A 7,252-nucleotide genomic window follows, 5' to 3' on the forward strand; every position below is an offset into this window, starting at 1 on the left:
ACACGCTTGGTGAGTAGGGTGTTGAACTCGGCCCTGGCGGCGGCCCTGGCGGCGTCCCTGGCGGCGGCCCTGGCGGCGTCCCAGGCGGCGGCCCCGGCGGCGGCCCTGGCGGCGTCCCAGGCGGCGTCCCTGGCGGCGTTTGCGTCCGCTTCAGCCTGTTTCAGTTCGTCGCGCGTCGCGCGTCCGTCGATGTAAGCGCGCTGCACCTCGATGCCGCGCCACGATCGCGGGTCAGGTTCGCGTCCGTGCTCTCGCTCACGCAACAACGCGCGCTCTGCACAGTCGCACGCCCACAGTTTCAGCGCTCGCACCGAATGCGCCTTCCACAACACGCGGCGCACGGTGCAGACCAGCTTGTCGTCGCCGCGCACGATCGCGCCGTCGCACTCGACGCGGCACACGATCGGACCCGGGGCATACGAGAGGGCGTCGATAGCGCGCTCGCTCGCGTGCAGTCCCGATTTGCACAGTACCAGCGGGCCGGTGTGCGTCATCACGGCAGGCACGATCGTTGTGCCGTCGCGCAACACGGCGGCGAAGCGGTGGACCTTGCAGAAATGCCACGCGAGGATCATTTCGAGCCTCCCTCTCCCGCCGGGCGCTGCTTGCCACTGCGTACCCGCGCGACCGCTGCCTCGTATGCGGTGCTTCCGAGCATGGCGGCGATGCAGCACAGCCACGGGAAGGCGACCGACAGACAGACCAACAATGCGTCAGGCATGATCAGATCCATTTCCCGGTTTCGCACCCATGTGCTGCCCCGAATGACCAGCGTCGAGCACGCACGGCAGACCCGCGAATGAAGCGCCGCACCGCGCCGTGGTCTCGGCCACCGGATCGCGCGGGTCGGGGTGCGACGGGGCGTTGCCGTACAGGGCGGAGTCGGACTTGCACGAAGATGGATCCACCCAGTGCCGATAACCGTAGGGGATGCACACATGACGGTAGGGACACGTCGCGCCGTTGTCAGCAGGAATGCATGTCTCACACGAACGCGCCTTCGCCTCAGGGCCGGGGCAAGCGGGGAGGGCGGCATTGCGGTACGCCGCAACCGCATCGAACCACTGGCTCACAAGGCGGTTCTCGTCTTGGCTGTTGTTTCGGTCGTAGTTCACAAGGCCGTGCCCCGTGTCAGTAGGGGCAACCTTCGCGGACAACTCCACCACCGCGCGCATCTGCTCGCATTCCCTTAGCGCTGCTGTGGTGGTATCGATCTGCGCACGAAGTCCCGTCTTCAGTGTGTCGCTCGTGCGCTTCCAGGTGTCCCGCTCCTGCTCGGACTTCTTCACGCGGGCTGCTACCAGCAATGCGGCATCCTGAAGGCTCATACCAACGTCGATCTGCCGATGCTCATCTGCTATGGCCTGCAACATGCCGTTGGCTTCATTTGCCTCCCGCTTCAACGCCTCTACCAGCTCTGGCACCTTCGCGCACAGCACATCTTCGACGATTCCGCCGTCGTCTTGCGTGCGCGCGGCAACACCAAACATGCCGCCGATCTGCTGAACGAGTCCCCGGTAGTAGTCGCGGTTGCGGCTCTCCTCCCGTGCGGTTTCCAGCCAGCAGTCCCGCTCCTGCTCGGCCTTGCGCTGGGCTTCCTTGGCTCCGATTGCGTCCTGCATCATGCGGCGGCGCGCGTTGTCATCTGCCACGTGCCGCGCGCTCAGCATGGACTGGATCGCTCGCAGTGCGGCCAGATCGGCCTCGGCCTTGCGCTGGGCGGCGAGGGCGGCGGCACAAGACGGGCACGGCTGCGGTAGGTGAGGAGTTGCCTCTTGTGACGCAACACATGCCGCATATCCAATGGCTTTGAGTTCCCATCGGCGCGCACACGCAATCCACGCCGCCAAGTCTTCGGTCAGTTGTTCGTAGGTGGGCTTGTCCATAAACCCATAATGCGCGGCCACCGCGTTAACCCGGGTTAACGCGGGTCGCTGCCGCCCGTGCGCTCGGGCAGCGCTGGCGACTCCTCGCGCGGCACCGGCTCACCCGCCGTGTCGATGGCCACCTCGTACAGCCGCGCCTTGCGCTGCACCTCGCCCTGCAACGCGGCGATGCGCGAGACCTCGTCATCGCTCAAATCCCCTATCATTCTCGCTATATTCTCACTCTGAGCGAACGAAATTTTGAGGTGGTCTGGGGCGTAGAGCCCTTGGGCGCGAGCGATGTTGTCCTCGAAGCCGCGAACGGCCGCCCAAGCTGCTGGGCGGGGCGCGATTCCGTGCGCCGGATCGCCGATTGCGGCCTTGCGGGCCTCGCGCATGTGGCGGTACTGGCGGTTGACGAAGCGCTGTCGGTTCTGGAGCAGGGAGGTTTGTGAGTCGCGTTCGATGAGGGCGATGGACTCGTTGAGGAGGGTGCGGATGGTGGAGAGCGAGACATGCGGGAGGGAGCCCTTCTGCTCGGCTTGGCGGAGAACCTCGACGATCTGGCCCAAGCGGTTGCCGTCGAGGTAGAGCTGCTCGACGACGCTGAGCAGCTGAGAGCGCTGCGCCTTGTTGACGCGGTGGTTGGGTGGTTGGTCGCCGGGGCGCACGATGCGCAGGGGCGGCTTGTCCTTGGGCGGTTCGGATGGTGACACGGGTGGTAGTTCCTCCAGGCGAGCTGTGAGGATAGCGCGGTTATGGGATCAGTGCAGGTAGGTGGCGAGGACGGTTTCGAGCGTGGCGATGGTCTGGTAGTAGGTGGCGGAGTTGTTGGGGTCGCCGCGCGCCTGCTTGGTGAGCCGCGCGATGGTGTCAGTGATGCGCTTGACGGCGGCGTCGCGATCGCTGCAATCAGCAGCAGGGCTTGTGTGCTCGGTCCACTTTGCCCCGACAACTGGTTCGGTCACTTTCGCATCGGCCAACCGCCGTCCCGCTTTCGCTTCCCTCACTAGCTCCCCTACAAGTCCGGCGAACGACCCCAGCCTTGCGTACCCTTCCTTGTCAAGCACCGCGCGGGCTTCCTCCATGGCTTTGGCGTTGGTCAGCTTGGTGCCCAACCAATCAGGCAAGTTGCAACGGCTATCTTCCCACCCGTGCAGCCTACTGATGGTCTCGATCTGCGCGAACCTGTTGGACCCGCGCACGGTGTCAGTGAGCCACTCCGCAACGTTCACACCGTCGTCACACCCGAGCGTGTTCAGCGTGGCACGGAGGTCAGCGGCGAACTTGGCGTTGCCGATGAGGCTACGCACGCTCGACGCGATGCCTGCCACCCCCGGCAGGTACCCGGCGGCGTTAAGCATGTTGCCGATCTCGATGCTCTTGCCTTTGGCGTCCTTCCAGTCACTCACCCACTGCACCACGTTCTCGGGGTCCGGGACCGTGCCCGGGGCGACGCACATCCTCGCGATGGCGTCGTAGGCATCGAGCTTGGCGCGTGCCTCGTCCGTGAGGCATTCCCGTGCCTTTTCCTGAAGGTCCATCCACTCCAGCATGTCGATCAGTACAGCGCCGAGTACCTGCACCTTTCCAGGTTCCTTGTCGTTGGTGACCTCCCGTAGGTGCTTCACAGCGTCCTCGGTGTGCCGGTACGCTTCCAGCTGTGCTCCCTTCCCACTGCTGAACACCTTACCTTCCTCGTTCGCGAGCACGACAACGTTCATACACTTCACGGCGTAGTCCCCGCCCCGCTTCACCTTCTCCTGCAACACGCCCAACATCTTCGCCTTCTCCTCCAGCTCGGTGGCGGTGGCTACGTCCATCACCACGACCTCGCGCAGCACGTTCCCGAACCCCACGCCCTTAGCTTGAGGCATGCTTGAGAACAACGTTGGTCCTTCCCGGAACGGGTAACGGTCTACATGCGCTTCCCCCGCTTCATCAACAGTTACAAAACCTACACACCTGTCCTTCATGTCGAACCCTCCTTGTCCTGCAAGTGTCTTTCCAAATGCTTCTCCAGCACGTCCACCAAGCGCAGCTCGTCCGGCCAATCGTTGTCGCCGTGGGCTTCGCATATCCGTCGCAAGCAAGCTACGATCTCCTCCCGCTCTGCGTACCAGTTGAGGAACGGCATGCTTGACTGCAAATCACCTAGCTCGTGGATGAAGTGTCTCGCCATCCCGATCAGCGCCGCACGCCTTCCCTGGATGTAGCCCTGCTCGCTTGCGTCGCTAGGCCACTGCCCGTCCTTAGGTGTCTCGTTTCCCATACCCTCATAATGCGCGGTGCGCCTTTGGACAGCCGCGTCTAGGGACGGCACACGGGGTCGCGCAACCGCACCACACCATGCGCTTGCGCGCATAAAAGCTCACCGCGTAGCCGCGCTCCTCCAGCCACCCGATGATGTTGCGCACCGCCATCGTGCTGGTGCGCGCCACCTCGGCGTACAGGCGAAGGTCGTCCCAGCCGACCGGGGTGCGCTCGATCAGCATCCGCACCCCGTCGCTCCACTTGTCCCAGCGCGGGTCCGCCATATCGGGCAGCTGATCGCGCGGCACCCCGCCTATGTGCGCCCGCCTCGGCATCAGACGAAGACTTGCTCTGCGAACCCGGCCATCCCTTCCCCGCCGTTGCCACCCGCCTTGCCTGCCCCATCCCCCGCCCCACCGTTGCCACCGTTGCCGTAGTTCGCGCCGAGCGTGAGGGTGCCCGCGATGTCCTTGCGCCGGTACCTCAGACGAAGGAAGCCGCCCCCGCCACCGCCACCGCCTGCACCCCCGCCGCCGCCGCTGGCGGGAGCCGCCGCCACGCCGTCAACCCCGTTCGCTCCTATCGCGTACAGGAACAGCGTACCTTGCGGAACGTACACGCACGCAGCATCGATCATCACCAACCCACCACCTTCGCCGCCCGCACCGCCCTTGCCGCCGATGTCGCCGTTGCCACCTCCGCCACCGCCGCCCGCCGCCGGGTTCATCCCCACGAGGTGGTCAGGGCCGTGGCGGAATACCTCAACCGGGTACGCAGGAGCGAGCGCATTCGGCACCCCACCGTTCACCCCGCTCGGAATCGCGCCGAGCGCGTTGGTGCTCGCGCTGCCTGTCCACAGCATGTCGTCCAGCATGTGCACGCTGTCCGCGCCCGCGATGCCCGGAGACGCGCCACTCTCCCCACCGCTGCCGCCGCCTCCGCCGCGTGCGAGCAAGTAGAACTGCCCATGCGCCGCAGGCCCCACCCCCGCGGTTGGTGCCGCCCCGCCGTGAATGCCTCCCGTGCCGCCCGGGTATCCCATGCCCTGTAGCGACACGGTAGCGTTGTTCGCGTCCGCGGTCTTGCTGAGCTTGGCGCACGCGATACGAAAGAAGTTGGGGTGATTGGCGAACGCGGGCGCATCGATAACGATGGAGCCACCCCCCGTATCGAACTGCAACTCCAACACGTTGTACGTCTGGTTGAAATCGGCTTCAACCAGCGTGGTCGTCGTGGTGACGACCCACACGCCTTCTGCCGTTACCCCGCCGCACGGCACCCCGCCCGCGCCCGGCTGCATGTTGTTGTTGCCGAAGCGCGGGTCGTCGGGAACCCAGCGCGCTGCCGTGCTCGCGTCCGTGAGCACGATGGTGCGGCGCGTGAACCACATCCCGCACTCGATGACCCAGCACCGGTCGCCTTCCTTGGCAACAGCTGCAACGTTGATGAGCTTGGTGATGGTCGGCACCACGATGTCCATCGTAATGCCGTTGCTCTTGTATTCGACCATGTCTGCCGTGTACGGGTGTGCCATCGCTCAACCCCTATTCCCACCAAAGCTCTGCGCCAACTTCCAACGATTGCCCGCCCACGAGCGCGGGCCACCGCAACTGCACAAGCACCTGGACGTTCGCCCCCACCACGCTGCAAACGAACTGGAGGTCAGCCCCCGCTAGGTCCGTCTGGTACATGATGGTCTCGCCCGGTCCTTGCGTCATCAGCGGCACGCCGACGATGACGAACACAATCGGCCCGCCCGCGTCGTCGATTGTCAGGGGCAGCACCCGGTGCGTCACCATCCCGGTGGTGCTGCCCGCAAGCTTCATGCGTGCCTTGACGTGCACGCTGACCGATTCATCGGTGCCAGGAATGAGCAACGTGCCGAGCGTCTTCCACGCTACACCATCGGGATGCACCCACGTCGCCTTGTACGTCTGGACCCGCTCTATCTGCTCGCGTGCTAGCCGCATGTTCGTCTCCTTGCCGTCGAGTCTATCAGGTTCTGTTGCGGCCGAGCGAGCGAATGATCCCGAGCCGGTCAATGAGCCGGATCTTCCAGCTCACGTCGTGCTCAGCCCCGTCCGCTTCGTACGGCAACGCGCGGGCGTACTTGAGCGCGTCGTGCGATTCCGCGGTAGCGAACTCCCCGCCGCGCACCACGTACCACGCCTTGCGCATCCACACGGCAACAAACTTCCCTGCCCCGTCGCGCACCACGTCACCCTTGCGATACAGCTTGTCCATCAGAACTTCAGCTCCTTTTCGAGCAGGATGTCCCGGGCACGGCTGTCGAGGTGCTGCTCGATGGCGGTCGCAGGCACCATCGTCTCCTCGGCGAACTCGCCGTCCAGGTACACGCGCACCTGCACCAACACAGGGAGCGCGAAGTCCTTCGGGAAGTTCGTTCCGAACGTCACGACGGCAGATACCTTCGGCGCACCGCTACGCGCTTGTCGCAGCAGCACGTAGTCGTCCTTCGCAAACCGCAGCTTCCACGCGGGCAGCTCAGCAGCGGTCGCCGTCTCGTGCAACCCCGCCACGTGGTCGCGCCACGTCATGCGGGAGAGCCCGACCGGCTCCGCGTTAACCCGGGTTAACGCGGGCGCGAACAGGTCGAGCTGAGCGCGGGCAGGAATCGGCGCAGGCTTCCTGTCTTCCGCGGGCTCCTGTGACAGCATCGCTTCCACCAGTGGTCGTCGTCCCATTCTGCTCACCCCTTGCTGACGTAGTGCTCGGCAAGCCTGCGTCCTAGTTGTTCGACGTGCGGCAGCATCGCCGCTGCTTCCTCGCGCGCCATCGTGCTGCGCAGGAACAGCGTGAGGCGCTTGAGCGTGTCGGCGGCTTCCAGCAGCAGCTTTGCGCTCTCCAGCTCAGCCGCGCGCGCTTGGTCGAATATCTCCCCCCACGTCGGGGCATTGCCGAGCGTGGCCTCGTTCGCCGGCACCTCCACAAGCTCGACGATGGCAGCTTGCGCGGGCAGCACCATCAGCGTCTCGTAGCCGCGAGCCTTGAGCGCTTCCGCCATCGGCCCGAGCATCAACGCGGTGTTGCCGCCGTACTCCGTGAACACGCGGTTCATCTCCGCCTGCGGGATGACCACCGCCGCCAGCTTGTCGATGGCTTGGTAGGTGAGC

At 65.3% G+C, this 7,252-nt stretch carries 11 protein-coding genes; all 11 read right to left on the bottom strand.

What is annotated here, in order from left to right; translation table 11 throughout:
* Positions 1–680: hypothetical protein (locus tag WC683_18485; protein ID MFA4974597.1), on the bottom strand; the 680-nt coding region annotated here is incomplete at its 3' end.
* A gap of 33 nt (positions 681–713) precedes the next feature.
* Entirely contained in the window at positions 714–1,886 is a 1,173-nt protein-coding gene (locus WC683_18490) for a hypothetical protein (GenBank protein ID MFA4974598.1), read from the bottom strand.
* Between the two features lie 35 nt (positions 1,887–1,921).
* Positions 1,922–2,581: a hypothetical protein gene (locus tag WC683_18495; protein MFA4974599.1), complete on the bottom strand. Its 660-nt coding sequence runs from the start codon at positions 2,579–2,581 to the stop codon at positions 1,922–1,924.
* 48 nt (positions 2,582–2,629) lie between these two features.
* Positions 2,630–3,841, bottom strand: coding sequence for a hypothetical protein (locus WC683_18500; GenBank protein MFA4974600.1), 1,212 nt, complete (start codon positions 3,839–3,841; stop codon positions 2,630–2,632).
* On the bottom strand, positions 3,838–4,137 hold the full coding sequence (locus WC683_18505) for a hypothetical protein (GenBank protein MFA4974601.1): 300 nt from the start codon (positions 4,135–4,137) through the stop codon (positions 3,838–3,840). Before WC683_18505 ends, WC683_18500 begins: the two co-directional genes overlap by 4 nt.
* A 4-nt stretch (positions 4,138–4,141) precedes the next feature.
* Positions 4,142–4,453, bottom strand: a complete 312-nt coding sequence (locus tag WC683_18510) for a hypothetical protein (GenBank protein ID MFA4974602.1) — start codon at positions 4,451–4,453, stop codon at positions 4,142–4,144.
* Positions 4,453–5,652, bottom strand: coding sequence for a hypothetical protein (locus WC683_18515; protein MFA4974603.1), 1,200 nt, complete (start codon positions 5,650–5,652; stop codon positions 4,453–4,455). The genes WC683_18510 and WC683_18515 overlap by 1 nt, the downstream gene beginning before the upstream one ends.
* 10 nt (positions 5,653–5,662) lie before the next feature.
* Positions 5,663–6,088, bottom strand: coding sequence for a hypothetical protein (locus WC683_18520; protein ID MFA4974604.1), 426 nt, complete (start codon positions 6,086–6,088; stop codon positions 5,663–5,665).
* Between the two features lie 25 nt (positions 6,089–6,113).
* On the bottom strand, positions 6,114–6,362 hold the full coding sequence (locus WC683_18525; protein MFA4974605.1) for a hypothetical protein: 249 nt from the start codon (positions 6,360–6,362) through the stop codon (positions 6,114–6,116).
* Complete coding sequence (locus tag WC683_18530; GenBank protein ID MFA4974606.1) at positions 6,362–6,823, bottom strand: hypothetical protein; 462 nt, start codon at positions 6,821–6,823, stop codon at positions 6,362–6,364. The genes WC683_18525 and WC683_18530 overlap by 1 nt, the downstream gene beginning before the upstream one ends.
* A 5-nt stretch (positions 6,824–6,828) precedes the next feature.
* The coding region (locus WC683_18535; GenBank protein MFA4974607.1) for a hypothetical protein at positions 6,829–7,252 on the bottom strand (424 nt) is incomplete at its 5' end.

It is taken from the genome of bacterium, from assembly GCA_041648665.1.
GTDB lineage: Bacteria > UBA10199 > UBA10199 > 2-02-FULL-44-16 > JAAZCA01 > JAFGMW01.

What these genes read in the sequence shown, in the direction of transcription:
- WC683_18500 (MFA4974600.1), bottom strand. Translation starts at nt 3,841, where the DNA reads ATGAAGGACAGGTGTGTAGGTTTTGTAACTGTTGATGAAGCGGGGGAA.
- WC683_18490 (MFA4974598.1), bottom strand. Translation starts at nt 1,886, where the DNA reads ATGGACAAGCCCACCTACGAACAACTGACCGAAGACTTGGCGGCGTGG.
- WC683_18520 (MFA4974604.1), bottom strand. Translation starts at nt 6,088, where the DNA reads ATGCGGCTAGCACGCGAGCAGATAGAGCGGGTCCAGACGTACAAGGCG.
- WC683_18510 (MFA4974602.1), bottom strand. Translation starts at nt 4,453, where the DNA reads ATGCCGAGGCGGGCGCACATAGGCGGGGTGCCGCGCGATCAGCTGCCC.
- WC683_18525 (MFA4974605.1), bottom strand. Translation starts at nt 6,362, where the DNA reads ATGGACAAGCTGTATCGCAAGGGTGACGTGGTGCGCGACGGGGCAGGG.
- WC683_18505 (MFA4974601.1), bottom strand. Translation starts at nt 4,137, where the DNA reads ATGGGAAACGAGACACCTAAGGACGGGCAGTGGCCTAGCGACGCAAGC.
- WC683_18530 (MFA4974606.1), bottom strand. Translation starts at nt 6,823, where the DNA reads ATGGGACGACGACCACTGGTGGAAGCGATGCTGTCACAGGAGCCCGCG.
- WC683_18515 (MFA4974603.1), bottom strand. Translation starts at nt 5,652, where the DNA reads ATGGCACACCCGTACACGGCAGACATGGTCGAATACAAGAGCAACGGC.